The sequence below is a fragment of the Modestobacter sp. URMC 112 genome (assembly GCF_053502575.1).
Genome location: NZ_CP199957.1, coordinates 4,402,374 through 4,425,079 on the forward strand (window position 1 = coordinate 4,402,374; position 22,706 = coordinate 4,425,079).

Here is a 22,706-nt window from a genome sequence, read left to right on the forward strand (position 1 = left end):
CTTCTTCAGAACTTGGCGCCCCAGTGGACGGCGACGTCCTCGGCCGAGAGCTCCACGTCGTACACCGACGCCTCGTCGAGCAGACCGGTGAACAACGGCGCGCCCGGCTGGGTCGGATAGCTCGTGTAGTTGCCTCCGCCGCCCCAGCGCCAGAGACCGGGGTCGGAAGCCGTCGCGGCGGCCGAGGCGTCAGCCGCCGCCAGCTCGCCGTCGACGTACAGGGACATGCGGCCGCCGGCGCCCATCGTGGCGGTCACGAGGTGCCACTGCCCGTCGCGGAAGTTCCTGCCGGCGGTGAGGGTCCGTCTCGGGACGCTCATGCCGAAGGCCAGGTCCCCGGTGGCGGTGAGGTAGACCGCCCGGTCCGGGACGTTCCCCGCCGCCGTCGGGGTGAAGCCGACCAGGGGACCCGTGCCGCCGGAGGACTTGAACCAGACCTCGGCGGAGAAGGCCGCGGGGGTGCTGCGGTTGCCGCCGGCGGAGATGCCGGCGACACCCCAGAGGCCGACGGCCACCCCCGTCGAGGTCGGCGTGGTCCCGGTGGGGGCGCCGGCCAGCTCGAGGTCGGGGTAGCTGTGGTAGGTCCCGACGCTGGTCCCGCCGGGCGAGGCATCGGCCACGGACCGGGCCGTGGCCGACGGCTGCTCCTCCAGCTGCCAGTACAGCTGGAGGTTCGGCAGGCCCCTGATGTAGGTGGCGTAGTTGCTGCCGGCGGGGTTGCCCAGACCCAGTTGGTGGTGCTTGCTGATCTCGGGCGGGGGCAGCGCCGTGGCGTAGACGGCGACCTCGTCGATGTCCCCGGACCAGGTGTCCGGAGCCGGACGGGCGGCGTTGGTGTCGGCCGTGATCGGCGCGCTGCCCACGCGCCAGCGCCCGGAGAGCGTCTGGGGCCAGGTGCCCGTCAGCTGGTGGTCGTAGACGACGGAGCCGTCGACGTAGACGCTCACCTCGGTGCCGGCGCCACGGGAGGGGATGGGCTCGATGACCGCGGCGACGTGGCGCCACACCGGGGAGGCCTGGTCCGCGGAGGTCCAGACCCTGGTGTCCTCCGGGTCGGACCCGCACACCTCCTGCAGGGCAGCCCCCTCCAGGGTGAGGCCGACGCAGGCCATGCCGGAGCCGTTGACGTAGAGCTGGGCCCTCCCCGGGGTCGTGGGTGCGCCCTCGGGGAACAGGCTCACCACCGCCCCGCCCTGTCCGGTGCGCACCCATGCCTCCAGGGTCAGCTGCTGCGTGTTCACGGCGGCGGCGCTGAGCGTGGTGGTGCTGTTGGCCGCAGCGAAGGCCCCTGGGGAGAACCTCACGGCCCTCCGCGGGCCGCCCGCACTCGTCGCGATCGCTCCGGCGGGGACGGACGACACGACGGCCGCACCGTTGTAGGTGCCGGCAGTGCCTCGGATGGCCCCGGCGGCACTGCTGCCGTAGGGGTCGTCGAAGGGGTGGTACACGACCGGGTTGCTGTTCAGGACCGCAGTGCGGTAGTCCGGGAAGGCGGCGTGAGCCCTCAGCTCGCTGCCCGTGTTGACCGTCGTCCCCGTGAACGACGCCCAGGCCCCGCCGGGTCCGGCAACGGCGAGGGCAGCGGTGACCACCGCCGCGCAGGTGGCCGCCACCACCGCACGAGGCAGCGGCCAGGACACCCGGGCGCGCCGCATCTCGGCCCGGTGGGCGTCGTCGGTCCAGCTCACGTCAGGCGACGCCTTCCCCGGGAGTGGGACCGAGGGGACGCGGAGGTGTCACCCGGCGTCCCCGCTGGGGGACGGCGGACGCGGACGTGGCCGCGGTCGCCGTCCCCCACGTCGCCACGGCCACGAGGAGCAAGGCACCGACGAGGGGCAGGACGCGCCCCTGCTGCAACCACAGGGACACCACGCCGACGTAGGGCACTCGCAGCCGACCGCGACCCAGGACGTCGTCCGGGGCCACCGGGGTGGAGTCGGCGCCGGCGTTCGCGTCGCCGCGGGTGACGAGGGAGCCGTCGGGCCCCACGCCGTCCACCCGGTGCACCAGCGTCTCGCCGGGTCGCGCCGGGTCGGGGACCACGACGACGTCACCCACGAGGAGCTCCCCGGCCCGCACGGGCGAGGAGACGACCACGTCACCGGGCGCGAGCGCCGGGCGCATCGACCCGGACAGCACCACGTCCGACCGCAGGCCGAGGACCGGCGGGACCACGGTCAGGACCAGCATGCCCGCCACCAGGGAGACGGTGCCGATGCCGGCGGCGGCGGCGAGGAGCGCCCCACGGCGCCGCGAGCGCCCCGCGCTGTCGCGGCCGACTCTGTCGGCCTGCGTCGTCCCGCGCCGCTGGAACATCCGTCCTCGTCTCCTGGGGTGCGTGCAGAGTCAGTCCGACTCCTTCTTCGGCTGTCCGGACGACGTCCTTGAGCCGGCGCCGACGGCGTCAGTCGCCGGGCGCGCTCTGGACCTCCCAGGTGAAGGTCATCCCGACCTTCTTCCCCTGGACGGTGCTGGGGTAGGAACCGGTCGGGAGGCTGTAGGAGATCCGGTACGTCCGGGACCTGTCCGTCGTGGCGGAGGGCCGCCAGTCGCCCAGCGCGTCCCCGTTCGCGTCACCGAGCCCCGCGCCGTAGTTGGTGGGGAAGGCGCTGAAGGCCGTGGTGGGGTAGGTGACCGGCGATGCCTGGAAGCCCGGGAGGCAGTCGGCGTCCGGCGCCGGGCTCAGCGCCGTGGTGGACATCTGCACCGTGACCCGCAGCGCGGCGGCGAGCTCGGCGGAGGAGTCGGCCGTCAGCGTCCCGTACAGGCGTACCCCGGCAGCGGCGGTGTCGACGTTCCCGGTGTACGTGACCGTCACGCACTTGTGCCCGGTGCTGCCGGGCACCAGCAGGCCCTCGGACGTGGTCGTGAACAGGGCGGTCGCGCTGCGGTCGTTGCCCAGCTGGACGACCCCGGTCTCGTAGGAGTTCATGGGGGTGCTGGTCGTGGCGGTGAACGCGGCGGCCGAGGACTGCCAGACCAGGGTCCCGCAGGCGAGCAGGCCGACCGGCACGGCCGCCACGAGGACGGCGATCCTGCGGCGCGCCCGGGTCACGGTCGTGCCGTGCCGGTACTGAGTCGTGGTCGGGCGGGGTGCTGGCCGACGGCTGGTGTTCACGGTGCCTCCTTCGAGCTGTTACGAGCCCATCGGCACCACCTGCCGCCTGCTTGAGACCTCACGCACCGGCTCGGCGTCCTCCCGCCGGAGGGTCACCCGTACGGGGGACCCGCACCACCCCGGGCACCCGGCTCCGGCCGACCCCGCTCACACCGGAGGGGTGTGACCGAGGACCCGGGCCAGGACGTCGTCGGCCGGCTCCGGGTCGGTCTCGTCCCGGTACCGGCGGCGACGCCGGCCCTCGGCGGGCGCGACCCCGCTCCCGGCCAGGATCTGCTCGAGCCGGGCATGTCCCGGAGCCGCCCCCGCCGCTCCGGGAGCCGGCCTGGGCCGGGCCGCGTCAGCAGGCTCCCGCGTGCCGGGCGGCTCGGCGGTCACCGGCGCCTCCGTCGGCGATCCGGGCGACCCGGTCGACGCGGCGGCTCCGGCGGCTGCCACCGGCGGCGCGTCGTCCGGCTCAGCCGCGCGACGGTGCCGGCGCGGCGCGGCGGCGGGTCCTCCGGAGGCGCTCTCCAGGCCCACCCGGTGGCGGCTGCCCGGCACCGGCCGGTCGGCGGCCGACGCGGACGCCGCCGGTGACGGCTCGACGGACCCGACGCCGGGCGGCGAGGGTGCCACGACGGCCGGCTCCTCCACCGGCCCGGCCGGGACGACGGCCGGGACGACGGCCGGGTCGTTCACCGGCTCGGCCGGGACGGCGACGGTCGGAGCGACCTCCTCCACCGGCAGGTCGGACTCGCGGACCGGCACCGGCCGCTCCACCTCCGGCACGGGGAGCGCGGCCGGCGGCACGGCCCCGACCGCCACGTCCGCAGGTGACGAAGTCCCGACCGGTGAGGCCCCGACCGGCGAGGCCCTGATCGGCGAGGCGCCGACGGGCGGGGCGCCTGCCGCCGGCTCGTCGTCCAGCCGCGCTTGGCGCAGCGTCGACTCGTCCCCCGGCGCGGGCGGCCGGGGCGGGGTGCGGCTCGGGATGGGCCTCAGGGAGCGGGCGGGAGGCGCACCGGCGGAGGGTCCGGCGGGCTCGCCGTCCCCGGTCCAGCGCGCGACGGTGGTGTGCAGCTCCCAGGACCCGCTGACCGGGCCACCGGTGGCGGTCACGCCGTCCAGGGTGCGTCCGCCGTCGGCCGCCCCTTCCCCCGGCAGCCGGACCGCCTGGGCCCGCATGACCATGCGCTCGATCAGCAGCTCCCCGGACAGCTGCTCGGCCAGCTCGCCGCGCAGCCGCCCGAGGTCGGCACGCAGCTCCCCGAGGCCCGCCAGGTCAGCGCGCAGACCGGACAGGCCGGACAGCCCGGCACGGAGGTCGGCCAGCTCGCGCAGCACGCCCTGCTCGCTCTCCCGGCGCAACCGCTGCTCGAGGTCCCGCTCGTACGCCGCGCGGGCGGCCACCTCGCGCTCCAGCTCGATCTCGTACGCGTGCCGCAGCTCCGCCTCGCGTGCCTGCGCCGCCAGCTGGTCGGCGCGACGGCCTCCGGCGAGGAAGGCGGCCACGAGGAAGGCCCAGCAGGCCGCCAGCAGGCCGATCCGCAGGTGCAGGGGGTCGTCGCTGGCGAGGACCGCGACGGTGGCGCCGACCGCCATCAACAGCCCGACCGCGAGCCCGGCGGTGTGCGCCGCGGAGCGCCGGCCGGCCGGCCGGCCGCCGTCGTCGTCGGCCGGGGTGGCGGGGGTGCGGTCGCCGGTGCTGTCGTCCCGACGACCTGCCATGGGGCCAGGGTAGTGGCGGCTCCCGCCGACCCCGCTCATTCACCGTCCAGGCGCGCCGCCGGGCGGCTCCAGGACCGGGACCGGCCCCTCCCGCCGGGCAACGATCCGGTCACAGGCGGGTCCTCCCGCTCGCCCAGGACTTACGGAGTGCACGACCGGGTGTGTTTCGATGGCACGGCACGTGTCCCCGACCTGCTGGAACGAGCCGGTCGACCGCCCCGGAAGCGCGAGCCGATCGAGGAGGGCCGGTGGCCCCATCCCCGTGCCGCCCCATCGTGCCGTCGCCGGACGTCGCATCCGCACCGCCCACCGGGCAGCACCGGACCCCGCAGGCGCCCACCGGCCAGGCGCCCGAGGAAGGACACCGATGATCCGCTTCGACACGGTCACCAAGGCGTACCCCGACGGCACCGTCGCGGTCGACGGGCTGAGCCTGACCGCCCCGTCGGGTCAGATCACCGCCCTGGTCGGGCCCTCCGGCTGCGGCAAGACCACCAGCCTGCGGATGATCAACCGGATGATCGAGCCGACCTCCGGCACGATCACCATCGACGACCGGGACGTCACCTCGGTGCCGGCCACCGAGCTGCGCCGCGGCATCGGCTACGTCATCCAGCACGCGGGCCTGTTCCCGCACCGCACCGTGGTGGACAACGTCGCCACCGTGCCGATGCTCACCGGGACCGGTCGCCGGCAGGCGCGCGCCCGGGCCCTGGAGCTGCTGGAGCGGGTCGGCCTGCCGGCCGCGTTCGCCGACCGCTACCCCGCCCAGCTCTCCGGCGGGCAGCAGCAGCGGGTCGGGGTGGCCCGGGCTCTGGCGGCCGACCCGCCGGTGATGCTGATGGACGAGCCGTTCAGCGCCGTCGACCCGGTGGTCCGCGACCAGCTGCAGCGGGAGTTCCTCCGGCTGCAGGAGGAACTGGGCAAGACGATCGTGTTCGTCACCCACGACATCGACGAGGCGATCCGGCTCGGGGACACCGTCGCCGTCCTGGCCGTCGGCGGGAAGCTGGCCCAGCTGGCCACCCCCGCGGACCTGCTCGCCACCCCCGCGGACCCGTTCGTGGCCGGCTTCGTCGGCCGCGACCGCGGCTACCGGGCACTGGGCTTCGTCTCCGCCGAGGTGGCCGTGCGCCCGGAACCCACCGTGGCCCTTGGCTCACCGGTGGCCCGCGCCCGCGACGTCGCCCTCGACGACTGGGTGCTGGTCGTGGACGCCGACGAGCGGCCCCAGGGCTGGCTGCACCTGCGGGCCCATCCCGACGGGGGGCCCGGCCCGGCGCCGGGCGACGCGGTCGGCCCGGAGCTGCTCAACCTCGGTGGCACGCTGGCCCCGGTCGGCGGCACCCTGCGGGAGGCGCTGGACGCCGCGCTCTCCTCCCCCAGCGGGCGGGGCGTGGTGGTCGACGACACCGGCCGGCTCGCCGGCTCGGTGGACGCCGGCACCGTCCTCGAGCACGTCTCCGCCCGCGCCGCGGACGCCCCCGCGAGGGGCCGGGCATGACCACCGCGGCCGGGTCGGCGCCGTGGGACCTGTTCGGCTACTTCGCCGAGCACCGCGCCGAGGTCCTCGACCTGCTCTGGTCGCACACCTGGCTCTCGGTCCTCCCGGTGGTCATCGGCCTCGCGGTCTCCCTGCCGATCGGCTGGCTGGCCCGCCGCTACCGCTGGGTGTACCCGCCGGTGGTCTCGGTGACCGGCCTGCTCTACACCATCCCGTCGCTGGCGCTCTTCGTCGTCATGCCGACCCTGCTGGGCACCCGGGTCCTCGACCCGGTCAACGTGGTCGCCGCGCTGACCGTCTACACCGTCGCGCTGCTGGTCCGGGTGGTGGCCGACGGACTGGCCGCCGTCCCGGACGACGTGCTGCAGTCGGCCACCGCGATGGGCCTCACGCCCCTGCAACGGCTGCGCAGCGTGGAGCTGCCCCTCGCCGTCCCGGTCATCGCCGCCGGCCTGCGGGTGGCCACGGTGGCCAACGTCAGCCTGGTCGCCATCGCAGCGACGATCGGCATCCCGCAGCTGGGCCAGCTGTTCATCACCGGCTTCCAGCTGTCGGTCAGCGGGCCCTACTACCCGCCGATCACGCTGGGCATCGTGCTGTGCCTCGCCCTCGCGCTGGTGCTGGACGGCCTGATCGTCCTCGGCGCCCGGCTGGTCACCCCCTGGCAGCGGGCGGTGGCCGCCCGGTGAACGACCTCGTCGTCTGGCTCAACGACCCGCAGAACTGGACCGGCACCCGGGTCACCCCCGGGATCGGCGACCAGGTCGTGGCGCACCTGGCCTACACGGCGCTGGCCGTGCTGGTCGCCGGGCTCATCGCCTTCCCACTGGGCCTGGTGCTGGGCCACAGCGGCCGGGCGGGCTGGCTGGTCTCGGTGGCCAACGGTCTGCGCTCGCTCCCGACGGTGGGCCTGCTGATCCTCATCTACGTCATGGTGTCCCCGCTGATGAGCGGCCGCGGTGACGCCGTCTACCTGGTGCCCACGGAGATCGTGCTGGTGCTGCTCGCGCTGCCGGCGATCCTGGCCAACACCTACGCCGGCATGCGGAACGTGTCCCCCGCCGTCCGCGACGCCGCGCAGGGCATGGGGATGACCGGGCGGCAGGTGCTGTTCCGGGTGGAGCTGCCCAACGCGCTGCCGCTGGTGTTCTCCGGCCTGCGCAGCGCGACGCTGCAGGTGATCGCCACCGCGACCATCGCGGCCTACGTCGGCCTCGACGGGCTGGGCCGCTACGTCTACGACGGCCTGGCCAGCAGGCAGTTCGGCCAGATGGCCGGCGGCGCGGTGCTGGTGGCCGCCCTGGCCGTGCTCGTCGACCTGGTCCTGTCCCTCGTCCAGCGGGCCACCGTGTCGCGGGGCGTGTCCGGCCGCTTCTCCCGCCGGGCGGCCGGCGGCGACAGCCGCACCGCGGCGGTGACCGAGCTGGCCGGTCCCCTCCCCGACGCGGACGGAGCGGGCACCGCGCCCGACAGCCCGCGGACGAGCACCCCGGCGGCCGTGCTGGAACCCTCCGGCGAGCGCCCTCCGGGGTGACCCGTCCCCGATCGCGGGCGGCATCCGCCGCCCGGTACCCCGGCGACCCGGTGCACCGCGCCGCGGCTGACCTCAGGAGAAGATGAATGAACCGCACGATGGCCACGGCGCTGACCGGCGCGACCGTCCTGCTCACCGCGCTGACCGCGTGTGGGGAGTCCGGGAGCAGCAGCGCGGGTGGCAGCGCCTCCGGGAGCAGCCCCGCCGAGGGAGGTGACACGATCGCCGCCGGCATGGTGCTCGGTGGGCCGCCGGAGTTCGAGACCCGTCCGGAGGGGGTCGTCGGCCTCGAGGAGGTCTACGGGGTCACCTTCGGGGAGTTCCGCGCCCTGGACGCCGGGGGTCCGCTGACGATCAACGCGTTGAAGAACGGCCAGATCGACGCGGCCGACATCTTCACCACCGACCCGAGCATCTCGGTCAACGACTTCGTCGTGCTGGAGGACCCGGAGGACCTGTTCAGGGCGCAGCGGGTGCTGCCGCTCATCAGCACCGAGGCAGCCACCGACGGTGTGCGGGCGGTGCTCGACGCCGTGTCCGCGCAACTGACCACCGACGACCTCCTCCAGCTCAACGAGCAGGTCATCATCGACCAGCAGGACCCGGCCGCGGTGGCCGGGCAGTGGCTGGCGGAGAAGGGCCTCGACGCCGCGGGCACCCAGGCCGCCGGCGCCGACCTCACCATCGGGTCGGCGAACTTCCAGGAAAACGTCATCCTGGCCAACGTCTACGCCCAGGCGCTGCAGGCCCAGGGCGCCACGGTCACCACCCAGCTGAACATCGGCAGCCGCGAGACCTACATGCAGGGCATGCAGGACGGTTCGCTCGACCTGTTCCCGGAGTACAGCGGCGCCCTGCTCAGCTACTTCGACGAGGAGGCGACCGCGGTCAGCGGCGAGGACGTCTACGCCGCCCTGCCCGACGCCCTCCCGGAGGGGCTGACCGTGCTGGCGCAGGCCGAGGCCGAGGACAAGGACGCGATCGCCGTCACCCGGGAGACCGCCGAGGAGTACGGCCTGACCTCGATCGCCGACCTGGCGAAGCAGCCCTGACCGCCGGGCCGGCGCCGGCCCGGTCACCCCGGGTCCGGCGCCGGCCCGTCAGGACGACGGCGTGCCGGCGTCCTCGCCGTCCTCCGGGACCCGGCACTCGTGCTCCAGCCACAGCGCGGCGCCCACCAGGGCCGCGGACAGCAGCACCCCCAGGACGCCGGTCAGGGTGTCCCCCGCGGCCGCCGACAGCCGCCCCAGGGCGGGGACCGTGTGCAGCAGCAGCCCGGCCCAGCAGCCGGCGAACACCGCTCCCACGTAGGCGCTGGCCTGGGCGAGCACCGCCGCCCGGGCGACCAGCAGCGGCTCGACCGGTCGGGCGGCGGCCGCCGCGGAGGCCCGGCCGGGGCGCGGACGCCGGTCCCGCTCCGCGGCCAGCCGGACCCGCAGTGTCCGGGCACCCAGCGCCTCCGCGACGGCGAGCACGCCCAGCGGGACCGGCAGCCACCAGTCCATCCCGGGCAGCGCACCGTAGGCGGACCGGACCAGGAACCAGGACCCCAGGGTCAGCCCGGCCACGACCACCAGCAGGTCGCGGCGGCGCACCGGCGTCACGGGTCCGCCCTCACGCCAGCTGTTCCCACCGGACGACGCCGGCCACGTCCGCGGCGGGCAGCGCCCGGACCAGGTCGGCGACCCGCCCGTGCCCGGGCAGCACCGCGCCGGGGTCCAGGGTCAGCCACGGGACCAGCACGAAGGCCCGCTCCGCCGCCCGGGGGTGCGGCAGGGTGAGGCCGGGGTCCTGGGACAGCACCGGGGTGCCGTCGTCCGCGGTGACGGTGATGACGTCGACGTCGAGGGTCCGCGGGCCGAACCGGACCTCGCGGGTCCGGCCGGCGGCCTGCTCGAGCTCGTGGGCCAGCGCCAGCCAGCCGGCGGCGTCCCGGTCGGCGCGCACGACGGCGACCGCGTTCAGGAACGGGGGCTGCTCGACCGGCCCCCAGGGCGGGGTCTCGTACAGCATCGAGCGGGCGACCAGCCCGTGCTCCCTGAGCGACACCAGCGCCCGGCGGACGTGCCCCACCCGGTCACCGAGGTTGCTGCCGAGGGACAGCACCGCCCGGCTCACCGAGGGGACCTGTTCGATTCTGCTTCTCGGCCCAGCTCAGGGGCCCGCGGCGAGCGTGCGAGGGGTGGGGGGAGCTGGGTCCTTTCGCGCCGGATGGCGACCGTGACGTCGGCGGCGGGCACGCCGAGGTCGGCGTCCGGCTTGTGCACGGTGATCTCCACGGCCTGCACGAGCTCATAGCCCAGGCACACGTCGGCGAGCCGCTGGGCGAGGGTCTCGATCAGGTCGACCGGCTCACCGGTGACCAGCGCGTGCAGCCGCTGCGAGAGCTCGGCGTAGTTCACGGTCAGGGCCAGGTCGTCCCGGGCGGCGGCCGGCGCGGTGTCCAGCTCGAGGACGGCGTCCACCCGGAAGGTCTGCCCCCGCTCGCGCTCGACGTCGTACACACCGTGGTGGCCGTGGCCAGTGAGGCCGTGGATGGTGATCCGGTCAAGCACGGCCGCTCCCGTGCCCCGCCGGACCGGCGCCGCGTGCGGCACCCACCGCGGCGACGGTGCGCACGGCGTCGGCAGAGGCGCCGGCGTCGTGCACCCGCACCCCCCAGGCACCTGCCTCCGCCGCCAGCACCGTGGTGGCCAGGGTCGCGGCGTCCCGGAGCTCGGCGGGGCGGGCCGCGCCGTCCGCCCCGGCCAGCAGCCGGCCGAGGAAGGACTTGCGGGAGGCGCCCACCAGCACCGGCAGGCCCAGGCCCACCAGCCGGTCCAGCCCGGCCAGCAGTGCCCAGTTGTGCTCGGCGCGCTTGGCAAAACCCAGCCCCGGGTCGAGCACCAGCTGCTCGGGGGCGACGCCCGCCGCGACCACGTCCTCCACCCGGGCGGTCAGCTCGGCGGACACCTCGGTGACCACGTCGCCGTAGCGTGCCGCGGCGTACATCTCCCGGCTGTGGCCCCGCCAGTGCATGAGCACCCAGGGCACGCCGGCGTCGGCGACCAGCCGGGCCATGCCGGCGTCGGCGAGACCGCCGCTGACGTCGTTGACCAGCTGGGCGCCCGCCCGCAGCGCCGCGGCCGCGACCTCGGCGCGGGTGGTGTCCACGCTGACCCGCACCCCGGCGGCGACCAGCTCGGCTACCACCGGGACGACGCGGCGGCACTCCTCGTCGGTGTCCACGCGGTCGGCACCGGGGCGGGTGGACTCCCCGCCGACGTCGACGTAGTCGGCGCCGGCGGCGTGCAGGGCCAGCCCGTGCGCCACCGCGGACGCGGTGTCGGCGAAGCAGCCGCCGTCGGAGAAGGAGTCGGGCGTGACGTTCAGGACGCCCATCACCACACAGCGCCCCGGCCGGGCGAGCGCCGCCGGACGGGTGCCCAGGCCGGCGCTCACCGGCCCAGGATGAGGCTCATCGCCTCGGCGCGGGTCGGCGCGTGGTCCCGGAACACCCCGCGCACCGCGGAGGTGACCGTCCGGGAGCCCGGCTTGCGGATCCCGCGCATGGCCATGCACAGGTGCTCGGCCTCGATCACCACGATGGCGCCCTGCGGCTTGAGCCCCTCCATCAGCGCGTCGGCGATCTGGCGGGTCATCCGCTCCTGCACCTGCGGCCGGCGGGCGTAGACGTCGACCAGCCGGGCCAGCTTCGACAGGCCCGTCACCCGGCCGTCGGCACCGGGGACGTACCCGACGTGGGCCGTCCCGTGGAAGGGCACCAGGTGGTGCTCGCAGGTGGAGTACAGCGGGATGTCGCGGACCAGCACCAGCTCGTCGTGGTCCTCCTCGAACGAGGTGGCCAGCACCTCCAGCGGGTCCTGCTGCAGCCCGGCGAAGGTCTCGGCGTAGGCCCGGGCCACCCGCGCCGGGGTGTCCACGAGACCGGGACGGTCCGGGTCCTCCCCGACCGCGAGCAGCAGCTCCCGCACCGCCGCCGCGGCGCGGGCGGTGTCGACGGCCTGGACGCGAGCGGCGGGACGGGCGTCGTCCGCCGCGGTCACCGGCCCGGTGCGGGGGCGCCGACGTCGCCGACCGCGGTCGCCCCGCCCCGCACGTGCCCGTTGCTGTGGCCGTCCCCCGCGGCCTGCTCGGCCGGGGTGAGCACCGGCGGCCGGTCGGACGGCGTGCGCTTGCCGAAGCCGTTGTAGGGCGCCAGCGAGGGCCGCTTCCCGACACCGGCGGCGATCCGCGCGATGTCGTCCTTGGACAGCGTCTCCTTCTCGATCAGCTCGAGGACGAGCGCGTCCAGGACCGCCCGGTACTCGACCAGGATCTCCCAGGCCTCGTCGTGGGCGGCCTCGATGAGGGCGCGCACCTCGCCGTCGATGTCGGCGGCGACGGCCTCGGAGTAGTCCGGCCGGGAGCCCATGTCCCGGCCCAGGAAGGGCTCGGAGTCGGTGCTGCCGTACTTGACCGCGCCCAGCTTGGCGCTCATCCCGTACTGGGTGACCATCGCGCGGGCCATGCTCGTGGCCTTCTCGATGTCGTTGCCGGCGCCGGTGGTCGGCTCGTGGAACACCAGCTCCTCGGCGGCCCGGCCACCCAGCGCGTAGGCCAGGGTGTCGATCATCTCCGAGCGGGTCTGGGTGTACTTGTCCTCGGTCGGCAGCACCAGCGTGTGCCCCAGCGAGCGGCCGCGCGGCAGGATCGTCACCTTGTGCACCGGGTCCAGGTTGGGCAGCGCGTGCGCGACCAGCGCGTGCCCGCCCTCGTGGTAGGCGGTGACCTTCTTCTCCTTGTCGCTCATCGCCCGCGTCTTGCGCTCCGGGCCGGCGACGACCCGGTCGATCGCCTCCTCGAGGTTCGCGTCGGTGATCACCGTGCCGCCGTGCCGGGCGGTGAGCAGCGCCGCCTCGTTGAGCACGTTGGCCAGGTCCGCACCGGTGAAGCCGGGGGTGCGCCGGGCGACGGTGCCCAGGTCGACGTCGGGGGCCAGCGGCTTGCCGGTGGCGTGCACCTGCAGCACCGCCTTGCGGCCCTCGAGGTCGGGGCGGTCGACGGCGATCTGCCGGTCGAAGCGGCCCGGGCGCAGCAGCGCCGGGTCCAGGATGTCCGGCCGGTTGGTGGCGGCGATCATGATGACGCCGCCGCGGACGTCGAAGCCGTCCATCTCGACGAGCATCTGGTTCAGCGTCTGCTCGCGTTCGTCGTGGCCGCCGCCCATGCCGGCGCCACGGTGCCGGCCGACGGCGTCGATCTCGTCGATGAAGATGATCGCCGGGGCGTTGTTCTTGGCCTGCTCGAACAGGTCGCGCACCCGGCTGGCGCCCACGCCGACGAACATCTCGACGAAGTCCGAGCCGGAGATCGAGTAGAAGGGCACCCCGGCCTCGCCGGCGACGGCGCGGGCCAGCAGCGTCTTGCCGGTCCCGGGCGGGCCGAACAGCAGCACGCCCTTGGGGATCTTGGCGCCGATCGCCTGGTACTTGACCGGGTTCTGCAGGAAGTCCTTGATCTCGTGCAGTTCCTCGATCGCCTCGTCGGCACCGGCCACGTCGGCGAACGTCGTCTTCGGGGTGTCCTTGCTGACGACCTTGGCCTTGGACTTGCCGAAGGCCATCACGCCGCGGCCGCCGCCCTGCATGGAGTTGAACAGCCAGAACAGCAGGAGCAGCAGGATCACGAACGGGAGGAAGCTGACCAGCACGCTGACCAGGAGGTTGTCCTGGGTGACGTTGGTGTCGAAGGCGACGCTGTCGCCGTCACCCTCGCCGCGGACCAGGTCGAACACCTGCTCGGAGGCCCCCAGGGGGTAGGAGGCCGTCACCTGGGTGCTGCCGTCCACCGGGGACCGGAGGTCGAGGTCGAGCGTCTGTTCCTTGTCGTTGATCGTGACCCGGTCGACGTTGCCGTCGGCGAACTGGGCCAGCGCCGTGGACGTGGGGACCTCGTCGTACTCGCCGTTGCCCCGGAAGAAGCTGGACGCCACGAACATCAGCACGACGACGATGGCGACCCAGAACCAGACCGAGCGGACGATCTTCTTACGCTCCATACACCGATGCCGGGCCTCCGGGACTCTCACCCGGTCGCCCGTCGACCCTCCTGATCGTCGGGGACGCCGCGCGACCCGGTGGGCACCCCGCCGCGGGGGGCGACGTCGTTGAGGAGAAAGGTACACCGGCGACCTGTCAGGACCCGCCGTCCTGCGCGTTGCCCAACCCGGGCGGATGACTCAGGCGGAGTAGACCTCGGGCTTGAGCGTCCCGATGTAGGGCAGGTCCCGGTACCGCTCGGCGTAGTCCAGGCCGTAGCCGACGACGAACTCGTTGGGGATGTCGAAGCCGACGTAGCGCACCGGGACCTCGACCTTGATCGCGTCGGGCTTGCGGAGCAGCGCGCACACCTCGAGGGACGCCGGACCCCGGCTGCCCAGGTTCTTCAGCAGCCAGGACAGCGTCAGGCCCGAGTCGATGATGTCCTCGAGCACCAGGACGTGCCGGCCGGTGATGTCCCGGTCGAGGTCCTTGAGGATGCGCACCACCCCTGAGGAGCTGGTGGAGGACCCGTAGGAGGAGACCGCCATGAACTCCATCTGGGTCGGCAGCTGCAGCGCCCGGGCGAAGTCGGACATGAACAGCACCGCGCCCTTGAGCACGCCGACGAGCAGCACCTCGCGGCCGGCGTAGTCGTCGGCGATGGTCGCGGCCAGTTCGCCGATCTTGTGCTGGATCTCGTCCTCGGACAGCAGCACGTGGTCGATGTCCGGACCGTAGCCGTGGTCGGGGCCGAGGGACCCGGTGCCGGGGGTCGGGACGGCGGGCTCGCTCACGGGTGGGTCTCCTCGGGGCGTTCGGCTGCGGCAGCGGGACGCCGGAGGGTCGGTCCGGGCGGCCGCAGAAGCAGCCTGCCAGACGCCCGGACCACCCCCGCACCGCCGGGTAGGTCCACCGGCCCTTGACCCCGCCAGCGGGTCAGCAGGGCGTCGACCTCCCGCAGGTGCACCCCCTGCAGGTCGGCGATGCCGGCCGCGGTGAGCCAGCCGCGCAGCACCCGCCGGCGCAGGGCGTCCGGGAGTTCGGCCACCGGGTCGGCCGGCAGCTCCCCGCCCACGGACCACCGGGCCAGTTCCGCGTCGGCGAGGGTGTCGAGGGTGTCCAGGTCCTCACGCAGCAGCGCGGCGGTGCGGGCCAGCGCCGGCGCCACGCCCCCGCCGAGCACCTCCTCCAGCACCGGCAGCACCTTGGTGCGCAGCCGGACCCGGGTGTAGGCCGGGTCGTCGTTCCAGGGGTCGTCCCAGACGGGGAGGCCCTGGTCGGCGCAGGCCTGCCGGGTGGTGGCCCGGCGGACCCCCAGCAGGGGGCGCCACCAGGTGGCGCCCGCGCCGTCCCGCTCGGCGACCATCCCGGCCACGGAGCGGGGGCCGGACCCCCGGCCCAGCCCCAGCAGCACGGTCTCGGCCTGGTCGTCGAGAGTGTGCCCCAGCGCGATCCGGGCGCCGTGCTCCCGCGCCGCCCCGGCGAGCGCCGCGTACCGGGCGGTGCGGGCGGCACCCTCCGGGCCGCCGTCCCGGCCCACGGTGACGGGGAGGGTGAGCACCGGGTCCAGGCCCAGGGTGCGCAGCAGGTCGGCGGTGCCGGCCGCGCGCTCCCCCGAGCCCGCCTGCAGGCCGTGGTCGACGGTCGCGCCGCCCACGCGGACGCCGGCCGCGCGGGCCTCGAAGGCCAGCGCCGCGGCCAGCGCCACCGAGTCCGCTCCCCCGCTGCAGGCGACCAACACCGGCTCCGGGCGCGCGCGCAGGCCGGGCCGGACGGCGCTGCGGACGGTGGCGACCGCCTGCGGCGGGCCGGCCACCGCGGCTCAGGCGGGGATGGCCGGGCGGCTGCCCAGCACGCGTTCGATCCAGCGGGCCGGCTCGGTGAGCTCCTCCTTGTACGGGAGGTTCTGCGGCCCGGCCCAGACCGCGTTGAAGCCGTCCATGCCGACCAGCTCAACCACCCCGGCGACGAAGACCCGCCCGTCGGCGTACTGCTGCATCTTCTGCTCGAGCCCGAGCAGGCGGCGCATCACGCGGTCGATCGGGCCCCGGCCCTTGCGCCGCTGCGCGAACCGCTTGCGCAGGGTGCGGACGGAGGGGACGACGTCCGGGCCCACGCCGTCCATGACGTACTCGGCGTGCCCCTCGACCAGGCTCATCACCGCGGTCACCCGGTCCAGGACGGCGCGCTGCTCCGGGTCCTGGATCAGCGCCATCAGCCCCTGGGGGGTGTCGTCGTCGGCCTCCGCGCCGCGGACGGCGTCGGCCAGGCTGCGGACGACGTCCTGCAGGCGCTCGCGCAGCACGTCGGGGTTCAGGTCGGTCGCCCGGGCGAAGGCGGTGACCTGCTCCTCCAGGTACTCGCGCAGCCAGGGGACGGCGGTGAACTGGAGCTGGTGGGTGACCTCGTGCAGGCACACCCAGAGCCGGAAGTCGCTGGGGTCGACGCCGAGACGGCGCTCGGTCTCCACGATGTTCGGGGCGACCAGCAGCAGCCGCCCGCCGGAGCCGAACACCTCGTACTGGCCGAGCACCCGCGAGCACAGGAACGCCAGCACCCCGCCGGCCTGGGCGCCGGTGACCCGGGAGCCGACCGCAGTCGCCAGCGGGCCCGGCCGCTTGCCGCCCTGGGCCTCGGCCAGCACGTCGGTCAGCGGGTCCAGCAGGGCGGACATCCCCGCGGTGTTGGCGTCGACCCAGCCGGGCCGGTCGACCACCGCGACGATCGGCACCGGGCCGCCGGCCACCGGGTGCAGGCCGGTGAGGGCCTCCACGTGCGCGACGGCCGTGGCGGCCGAGCGGTGCAGCTCCTCGACCACGGCCTGCGCCTCCGCGCGGGAGGTGGACGGCCCGGGGCCCGTCAGCCGCCGCGCGGTGCGGCCGGCGAGGTCCCAGTCGACGAGAGAAGAGGGGCGACCCATCGCCTCACCGTACGCGTGGAAAGCGGGAGGACCCCGTCCTCCCCACCGCTCGCGAGCTGCCCGGCCCTGCTGCGGGGGCCCGCGCCGAGCGTGCGAGGCGTGGGGGGCAGAGGAAGGACCCCGGCCTTGTCATCCCTCGCGAGCTCGGGCGAGCCTCGGGACGGGGCCTTCATCTGCAGCCGCAGGCGGCCAGGGCGGCCGCGACGACGTCGAGCGCCGTCTCGCTGGCCACCGGGCTGCTCGCGGTGGCGTCGGCCAGGACGGCGAAGGCGAGCAGCCGGCCGTCGGCGGTGACCACGGTGCCGGCCAGGTCGTGCACCGCGAGCAGCGTGCCGGTCTTGGCCCGCACGGAGCCCGGGCCCGCGCCGTCGGCGGTCCGCTCGGCCAGCGTCCCGGTGTACCCGGCCACCGGGAGCCCGGCCAGCAGCCCCGCCGCCTCCGGGATGGTCCCGTCGGACACGGCCCGGACGACGTCCGCCAGCAGCCGGGCCGGCGCCCGGTCCTGCTCGGACAGCCCGCTGGCGTCGACCAGCGACAGCCCGGTGGTGTCCACCCCGGTCTCGGCGACGGCCTCGGACACGGCCTGCGCGCTGCCGGCGAAGGTGGCCGGCAGCCCGCGGGCGAGTGCGACGTGCCGGGCCAGCGACTCGGCCAGCAGGTTGTCCGACTGGGTGAGCGACTCCTCGACCAGCCGCTGGACCGACGCGGACTCCACGCTGCCCAGCTCGCGGGCCGCGGCCGGTGCGGTGCCGAGGACCACCTCGGCCGTGGGGACACCGAGGGCGGCGGCCAGCGCCGTCCCGGCGTCGGTCCCGGGCTGGCCGCTGCGCTGGGTGCCGCGCGGGTCGACCCGGGCGCCGTCGACGGCGATGGCGGTGACCGGGGCGGCGTAGCTGGAGGGCGCGTCGTCCGGGCCCCAGCCCGGAGCGGTGAGCGGCCCGCTGAACAGCGACCCGTCGACCACGACCCGGCTGACCGCGGTGCCGCCCACCTGCGCCTGCACCTGCGCGGCGAGCTCGGCCACGGTCGCCGCGCCGGGATAGGCCACCGACGGGTCGGTGGTGGACAGCGTCGGGTCGCCGCCGCCGACGAGCACCACCTCACCCGGCGCGCTCCCACTGACCACCCGGGTGGTGAGGGTGCTCTCCGGGTCCAGCGTGGTCAGCGCCGCGAGGGCGGTCAGCAGCTTCGCGGTCGACGCCGGGGTGCCCGGGTCGGCCGAGGCCCGGTCGAACAGCACGTCGCCGGTGGCGACGTCGACCACCTGCGCCGACAGCCCGGTGCCCAGGGCCGGTGCCGCGAGCAGCGGGCTCAGCACGGCGTCGAGGACGGCGGGGCTCGGAACCGGGGCGTCGGCGGACAGCTCGGCCAACGCGGGGGCGGGTGCGGCCAGTTCCGGCAGCACCGCGTCGGGGACCTGCTCGGCGGTGGCGGCCCCACCCGGGTCCGCGCGCCGTTCGAGGAACCAGAGAGCGCCGGCGGCCAGCAGTGCGACCGCCAGCACGGCGGCGAGCAGCACCGGCCAGACCCGACGGCGCCGCGCCGGGACCGCCGCGGAGGCACCGCGGGGCGGCCTCCGGGGAGCCTGACCCGACGGCGACGGCGACGGGCGGGCGGCTGACCGGGCAGGGGCGACCGGCGCTGCCGGCCGGGGACGCGGGGACGGACGCGGGGCGGGTGCGCGCCGGGGAGCCGCGGTACCGGAAGCACCCTCGCCGGGCCGGTCCACGGGAGCAGCCGGGCCCGGACGCGGACGGCGGGGAGGAGCCGGGGTCGGCGTCACCGGAGGGGGCGGGGTCTCCAGGCCCGGCCACGCCGGCTCGGCCGGCGGTGACCAGGTGTCCGGTGCGGCCGCTCCGGTCGCCGTCCGGTCCTCCGGGGCGGGGTCCGCCGGCGGCACGACGTCCCCGGCTCCGGGCTCCGCCACCGGCGTCGCCGCCACCGCCCATGGGGCCGGCTCCCCCGAGAGCGAGTCGGCCGACGGGGCCGGCTCCACCGGCTGTGCGTCCTCCCACGGCGCCGGTTCCGCCGCTGCCGGGACCTCGTCCACCGGCTCCGCCGCCGGGGCCTGGTCCACCGGCTCCACCGCCGAGACCACGACCACCGGCTCCACCACCGGGACCACGACCACCGGCTCCACCGCCGGGACCGCGTCCAAAGGCTCCGCTGCCGGGACGGCGTCCAAAGGCTCCGCCGCCGGGACCACGACCACCGGCTCCACGGCCGGCGCCTGGTCCACCGGCTCCACCGCCTGGACCGCGTCCACCAGCGGGACCGCGTCCACGGGCTCCGCCGTTGCCAGGTCCCCTGCCGGCTCTGCCGGCGCGGGGTCCTCCACCGGCTGCTCCGGCGCCGTGTCGGGCACCTCGGCCGCGGCCGGCGGCCCCGCCTCCGCCGCCAACTCCGCCGCCACCTCCGGCTCAGCGGAGGGCGCGGGCTCGGGCTCGGCCGACTCCTGCGCGGCGTCCGCGCCCGTGACCGGGCCGGGCGCCGCGTCCGGCCCGGTGGGGACCGCGTCCTCCGGCGCCTGGGCGGCGCCCTCGTCGTCCCCGGAGACCTGCTCGACCGGCTCGACTGGTCCCGACGGCCCGGCGACGGGCTCGGCCGGTGCCGGCGACCCGTCCGCGCCGGGGACCGTGTCCTCCGCGGAGGCGTCCCTGTCGCCCTCGTCGACGGCTGCCGGCACGTCCCCCGGGGCCTCGTCGGCGGCGGCGGGGGCCGGGTCCACGCCCTCGGCGGCAGGAGGGACGTCCTCGGCGACCGGCGGCTCAGCGGGCCCGGGCACCGGGGTGCCGGCCGCCGCCACGTCGTCCGCGGGCGGCGGCGCGTCCTCTGCCGGGGGAGCCGCCGCCTCGGCGGGGACGGCGTCGTCCTCGTGCTCGTCGTGCGGGCTCATCGGCTCATCGTGGTGCGGGAGCGGCGCGGGACCGGGCAGCGGCGGGGGCACCGGCGCGTCGGGCGGGAGCGCTGCGGCGGGGTCGCCGGCCGGCGGGCGAGCCGGTCGCCGTGCCTGTCGCCTGCCCCGCGGGAGATGCCGCTCACCCCCCAGGGTGACCTCCGATGACGCGTCCGGACGCACCGTACGCCACACTGTCCGGGTGCAGTTCGACGTGACGGTAGAGATCCCCAAGGGCCAGCGGAACAAGTACGAGCTGGATCACGCCACCGGGCGCATCCGGCTCGACCGGATGCTGTTCACCTCGACCCGGTACCCGGCCGACTACGGGTACATCGAGGAGACGCTCGGGATGGACGGTGACCCCCTCGACGCCCTCGTCCTGCTGGAGGAGCCGACCTTCCCCGGGTGCCTGATCACCTGCCGGGCGATCGGCATGTTCCGGATGACAGACGAGAAGGGCGGGGACGACAAGGTCCTCACCGTCCCGGCGACCGACCCGCGGATGGCCCACCTCCGGGACATCCACGACGTGTCGGAGTTCGACCGGCTGGAGATCCAGCACTTCTTCGAGACCTACAAGGACCTCGAGCCCGGTAAGAGCGTCGAGGGCGCCGACTGGGTCGACCGCGCGGCCGCCGAGGCCGAGATCGAGGCCTCCCGCAAGCGGGCCATGGAGATGCCCCCCGAGCACTGACCCCCCGGGGTCCAACGGTCCCGTTGCCGGCTCTGGCTCGGAGAGCGAGCACGGTCGCCGCCGGCCACGCCGCGGCGGACGACGATGACGATTCACGGGCGGGTGACGGGTAGAAGCCGCCGCACGCCAACCGGTGCACCACCGTGCAGGATGTGGTCGGCGGTGTTGGGGGAGCTCGATGAAGCTACGGTGGGTCGTTGTCTCGGCGATCCTGCTGATCGTGTCGGCCGCCACCGCGGTGCTGAGCACGAGGAGCGGTGAGGTCACCGGCTCCCGGGCCTCGACGCACGAACTGGTCGCCCGGGTCCTCGACGAGGACGGTCGACCGCTGTCACGGACGGAGGTCCGTCTCAGCACCGGTGTCTCGATGACCACGGACGCGGACGGTCGTGGCCGTGCACCACTCCTGGACGGGCCCTCCCTGATCACGGCCACCGCGGACGGGCACCTCCCCCGGACACAGGCGGTGGAACCCGGCACGCCGACCGAGTTCCGGCTGACCTCCGACCCGGGGGCGACCGTGTCGGTCCGCTTCGGCGGCGACGTCATGTTCGGCCGCCGGTTCTACGACGCCGACGACGACGGGGACCGGAGCGACGGACTGCTCCGGGAGGGGGCCTCGAGTGCCGAGCACGCGGCACTGCTCGAGCAGGTCCGCCCGCTCCTCGAGGAGGCGGACCTGACCGTGGTCAACCTGGAGACGCCTCTGGCCGACGACCCCTGGGTGGACCCGACCCGGCCGAGGCCGGCGGACTTCCACCCCACGAAGGAGTTCGTCTTCGCCAGCTCGCCGGCTTCGGTCCAGGCGTTGCAGGACAGCGGCGTCGACGTCGTCTCACTCGGCAACAACCATGTCTTCGACGCCCTGGCTCGGGGGCTGGACGCCACGCTGACGGCCCTCGACGACGCCGGCCTGCCCCGGTTCGGCGCCGGCAGGACGGTCGACGAGGCCTGGGCCCCGGCCGTCCTCGAGCGCAAGGGGCAGCGGCTGGCCTTCCTCGGGTGCACCACGATCACCGGCACGGAACACGCCATCCCGTACGTCGCCGGGGCCGCCCAGGGCGGCGCTGCGCAGTGCAGCGCCGAGCGGCTGGAGGACGAGGTCCGGAGGGCTCGCACCGCGGCCGACACGGTCGTCGTCATGATCCACGGCGGCGAGGAGTACGAGGTCCGGCAGACCGAACTCGTGCGCCGGTTGTCCGCCGTCGCGACCGCGGCCGGTGCGACCGTCGTCGTCAACGGCCACCCCCACGTGGTCGGGGGCGTGAGCATCGACGGCGGGGCCGTCGTCGCCGAGTCCATGGGCAACCTGCTGTTCGACCAGACGGTGTGGCCGACGTTCCTGAGCTACCTGCTCCGGGTCGACGTGCGCGCCGGCCGGCCGGTCATGGCGACCGTCGACCCGCTCTTCATCGAGGGCTACGTCCCCCGGCCCACGGTGGGTCGCCTCGCCGATGCGGCAGCCCGCCGGGCGACCGGCCTGACCTCCGGGCCCCACGGGCTGCTCCAGCCGCCCGGGGCGGTCTTCACCTCGGGCGATCCGCCGTCGGCGGACACCGTCCGGCGGGACGTGGGAGCAGGCACCGTTGCCCGCCTCGCGCCCGGTTGGTGGCTGGAGGACCCGGGGACGGCGGCGGGACGCGCGCGGGTCCGGGTGGGGGAGGACCTGCTGTGGACCGGGTCCTTCGAGGACATGGACACCGATCCGGGGACCCGGGGTGCGCACGGCTGGTCGCTCAGCCCGACGGCCACGGTCACCTCGACGGCAGCCTGCAACGGCACCGCCGGGGTGGAACTGACCCGGAGTCCGGTGAGTCGGCTGGACGTCGTGGCCACGCCTGCGCACCGGCAACTGGTCACGCCAGGCACCGAGCTGTCGTTGCTCGCCGACGTCCGGGACGCCTCGGCCGGTGCGGCGCTCGAACTCCGTTGGTACGGCGACACCCGCGGGGAGAGCACATCTGCCGTCAGCGTCCCGATACCCGCCGGCGAGTACGGCAACGGCTCCTGCCGGCTGGTCCGGATCGACGCGACCGTGCCCGAGGGGATCGTCGCCGTCCAGCCGATGCTGCGCCTCCCACCCCCGGGCGACGTGCAGTTCGGTGCCCACGTGGCGGTCGACGACGTGCGGCTCGTGGCCTGGGCGGGCCTGGGCGAGTACGGCCGCCGCTTCGACGTCCTGGAAGCCCGCGAGGACGCCACGGTGTCGTTCACCGACGACGCCGGGTCCGGGGGCGAACCGCTGACCGGCCACTTCGGAGGTTGAACCAGTGGCGACTCAGCGTCACGCCCCGCCGTAGCCGT

At 75.4% G+C, this 22,706-nt stretch carries 20 protein-coding genes; 6 read left to right on the plus strand and 14 right to left on the minus strand.

From position 1 onward, the window contains the following. Positions 1–5: 5 nt before the first annotated feature. From ACWIX6_RS20960 to ACWIX6_RS20975, 4 genes are all read right to left on the minus strand, one after another. On the minus strand, positions 6–1,688 hold the full coding sequence (locus ACWIX6_RS20960) for a LamG domain-containing protein (RefSeq protein WP_448614372.1): 1,683 nt from the start codon (positions 1,686–1,688) through the stop codon (positions 6–8). Position 1,689: 1 nt separating this feature from the next. After that, on the minus strand, positions 1,690–2,316 hold the full coding sequence (locus ACWIX6_RS20965; RefSeq protein ID WP_448614373.1) for a signal peptidase I: 627 nt from the start codon (positions 2,314–2,316) through the stop codon (positions 1,690–1,692). A gap of 88 nt (positions 2,317–2,404) precedes the next feature. Next, on the minus strand, positions 2,405–3,118 hold the full coding sequence (locus tag ACWIX6_RS20970; RefSeq protein ID WP_448614374.1) for a hypothetical protein: 714 nt from the start codon (positions 3,116–3,118) through the stop codon (positions 2,405–2,407). Between the two features lie 147 nt (positions 3,119–3,265). Beyond that, on the minus strand, positions 3,266–4,828 hold the full coding sequence (locus ACWIX6_RS20975; protein WP_448614375.1) for a DUF6779 domain-containing protein: 1,563 nt from the start codon (positions 4,826–4,828) through the stop codon (positions 3,266–3,268). A 367-nt stretch (positions 4,829–5,195) separates the two neighbouring features. Between ACWIX6_RS20975 and ACWIX6_RS20980 the strand changes: the two genes are divergently transcribed. From ACWIX6_RS20980 to ACWIX6_RS20995, 4 genes are all read left to right on the plus strand, one after another. Beyond that, positions 5,196–6,332, plus strand: coding sequence for an ABC transporter ATP-binding protein (locus ACWIX6_RS20980; protein ID WP_448614376.1), 1,137 nt, complete (start codon positions 5,196–5,198; stop codon positions 6,330–6,332). Further along, the gene (locus ACWIX6_RS20985) at positions 6,329–7,021 is read left to right on the plus strand and encodes an ABC transporter permease (protein ID WP_448614377.1); all 693 of its coding nucleotides are present in this window, start codon (positions 6,329–6,331) and stop codon (positions 7,019–7,021) included. Before ACWIX6_RS20980 ends, ACWIX6_RS20985 begins: the two co-directional genes overlap by 4 nt. After that, on the plus strand, positions 7,018–7,866 hold the full coding sequence (locus tag ACWIX6_RS20990) for an ABC transporter permease (RefSeq protein ID WP_448614378.1): 849 nt from the start codon (positions 7,018–7,020) through the stop codon (positions 7,864–7,866). Before ACWIX6_RS20985 ends, ACWIX6_RS20990 begins: the two co-directional genes overlap by 4 nt. An 86-nt stretch (positions 7,867–7,952) precedes the next feature. Further along, positions 7,953–8,918, plus strand: coding sequence for a glycine betaine ABC transporter substrate-binding protein (locus tag ACWIX6_RS20995; RefSeq protein ID WP_448614379.1), 966 nt, complete (start codon positions 7,953–7,955; stop codon positions 8,916–8,918). 48 nt (positions 8,919–8,966) lie between these two features. On the opposite strand, the gene ACWIX6_RS21000 is transcribed toward ACWIX6_RS20995, so the two are convergent. From ACWIX6_RS21000 to dacB, 10 genes are all read right to left on the minus strand, one after another. Then, positions 8,967–9,470 carry a DUF3180 domain-containing protein gene (locus tag ACWIX6_RS21000; protein WP_448614380.1) on the minus strand — a complete coding sequence of 168 codons (504 nt, stop codon included), beginning with the start codon at positions 9,468–9,470 and terminating at the stop codon, positions 8,967–8,969. Between the two features lie 10 nt (positions 9,471–9,480). Further along, positions 9,481–9,984 carry a 2-amino-4-hydroxy-6-hydroxymethyldihydropteridine diphosphokinase gene (gene folK / locus ACWIX6_RS21005; RefSeq protein WP_448614381.1) on the minus strand — a complete coding sequence of 168 codons (504 nt, stop codon included), beginning with the start codon at positions 9,982–9,984 and terminating at the stop codon, positions 9,481–9,483. Next, positions 9,981–10,421, minus strand: coding sequence for a dihydroneopterin aldolase (gene folB, locus ACWIX6_RS21010; protein WP_448614382.1), 441 nt, complete (start codon positions 10,419–10,421; stop codon positions 9,981–9,983). The genes folK and folB overlap by 4 nt, the downstream gene beginning before the upstream one ends. After that, positions 10,414–11,307 carry a dihydropteroate synthase gene (gene folP / locus ACWIX6_RS21015; RefSeq protein WP_448614383.1) on the minus strand — a complete coding sequence of 298 codons (894 nt, stop codon included), beginning with the start codon at positions 11,305–11,307 and terminating at the stop codon, positions 10,414–10,416. The genes folB and folP overlap by 8 nt, the downstream gene beginning before the upstream one ends. After that, complete coding sequence (folE, locus tag ACWIX6_RS21020; RefSeq protein ID WP_448614384.1) at positions 11,304–11,912, minus strand: GTP cyclohydrolase I FolE; 609 nt, start codon at positions 11,910–11,912, stop codon at positions 11,304–11,306. Before folE ends, folP begins: the two co-directional genes overlap by 4 nt. Continuing rightward, positions 11,909–13,906, minus strand: coding sequence for an ATP-dependent zinc metalloprotease FtsH (gene ftsH, locus ACWIX6_RS21025; protein WP_448614385.1), 1,998 nt, complete (start codon positions 13,904–13,906; stop codon positions 11,909–11,911). The genes folE and ftsH overlap by 4 nt, the downstream gene beginning before the upstream one ends. A gap of 180 nt (positions 13,907–14,086) precedes the next feature. Further along, entirely contained in the window at positions 14,087–14,683 is a 597-nt protein-coding gene (hpt, locus tag ACWIX6_RS21030; RefSeq protein ID WP_448614386.1) for a hypoxanthine phosphoribosyltransferase, read from the minus strand. After that, positions 14,680–15,705, minus strand: coding sequence for a tRNA lysidine(34) synthetase TilS (gene tilS / locus ACWIX6_RS21035; protein ID WP_448614387.1), 1,026 nt, complete (start codon positions 15,703–15,705; stop codon positions 14,680–14,682). Before tilS ends, hpt begins: the two co-directional genes overlap by 4 nt. Positions 15,706–15,711: 6 nt before the next feature. Beyond that, positions 15,712–16,809, minus strand: coding sequence for a zinc-dependent metalloprotease (locus ACWIX6_RS21040; RefSeq protein WP_448614388.1), 1,098 nt, complete (start codon positions 16,807–16,809; stop codon positions 15,712–15,714). Between the two features lie 169 nt (positions 16,810–16,978). Beyond that, positions 16,979–19,705 carry a D-alanyl-D-alanine carboxypeptidase/D-alanyl-D-alanine endopeptidase gene (gene dacB, locus ACWIX6_RS21045; protein WP_448614389.1) on the minus strand — a complete coding sequence of 909 codons (2,727 nt, stop codon included), beginning with the start codon at positions 19,703–19,705 and terminating at the stop codon, positions 16,979–16,981. Between the two features lie 202 nt (positions 19,706–19,907). On the opposite strand from dacB, the gene ACWIX6_RS21050 reads away from it, so the two are divergent. After that, positions 19,908–20,402: an inorganic diphosphatase gene (locus tag ACWIX6_RS21050; protein ID WP_448614390.1), complete on the plus strand. Its 495-nt coding sequence runs from the start codon at positions 19,908–19,910 to the stop codon at positions 20,400–20,402. Between the two features lie 178 nt (positions 20,403–20,580). After that, positions 20,581–22,668 carry a CapA family protein gene (locus ACWIX6_RS21055; protein ID WP_448614391.1) on the plus strand — a complete coding sequence of 696 codons (2,088 nt, stop codon included), beginning with the start codon at positions 20,581–20,583 and terminating at the stop codon, positions 22,666–22,668. Positions 22,669–22,706: the final 38 nt, after the last annotated feature.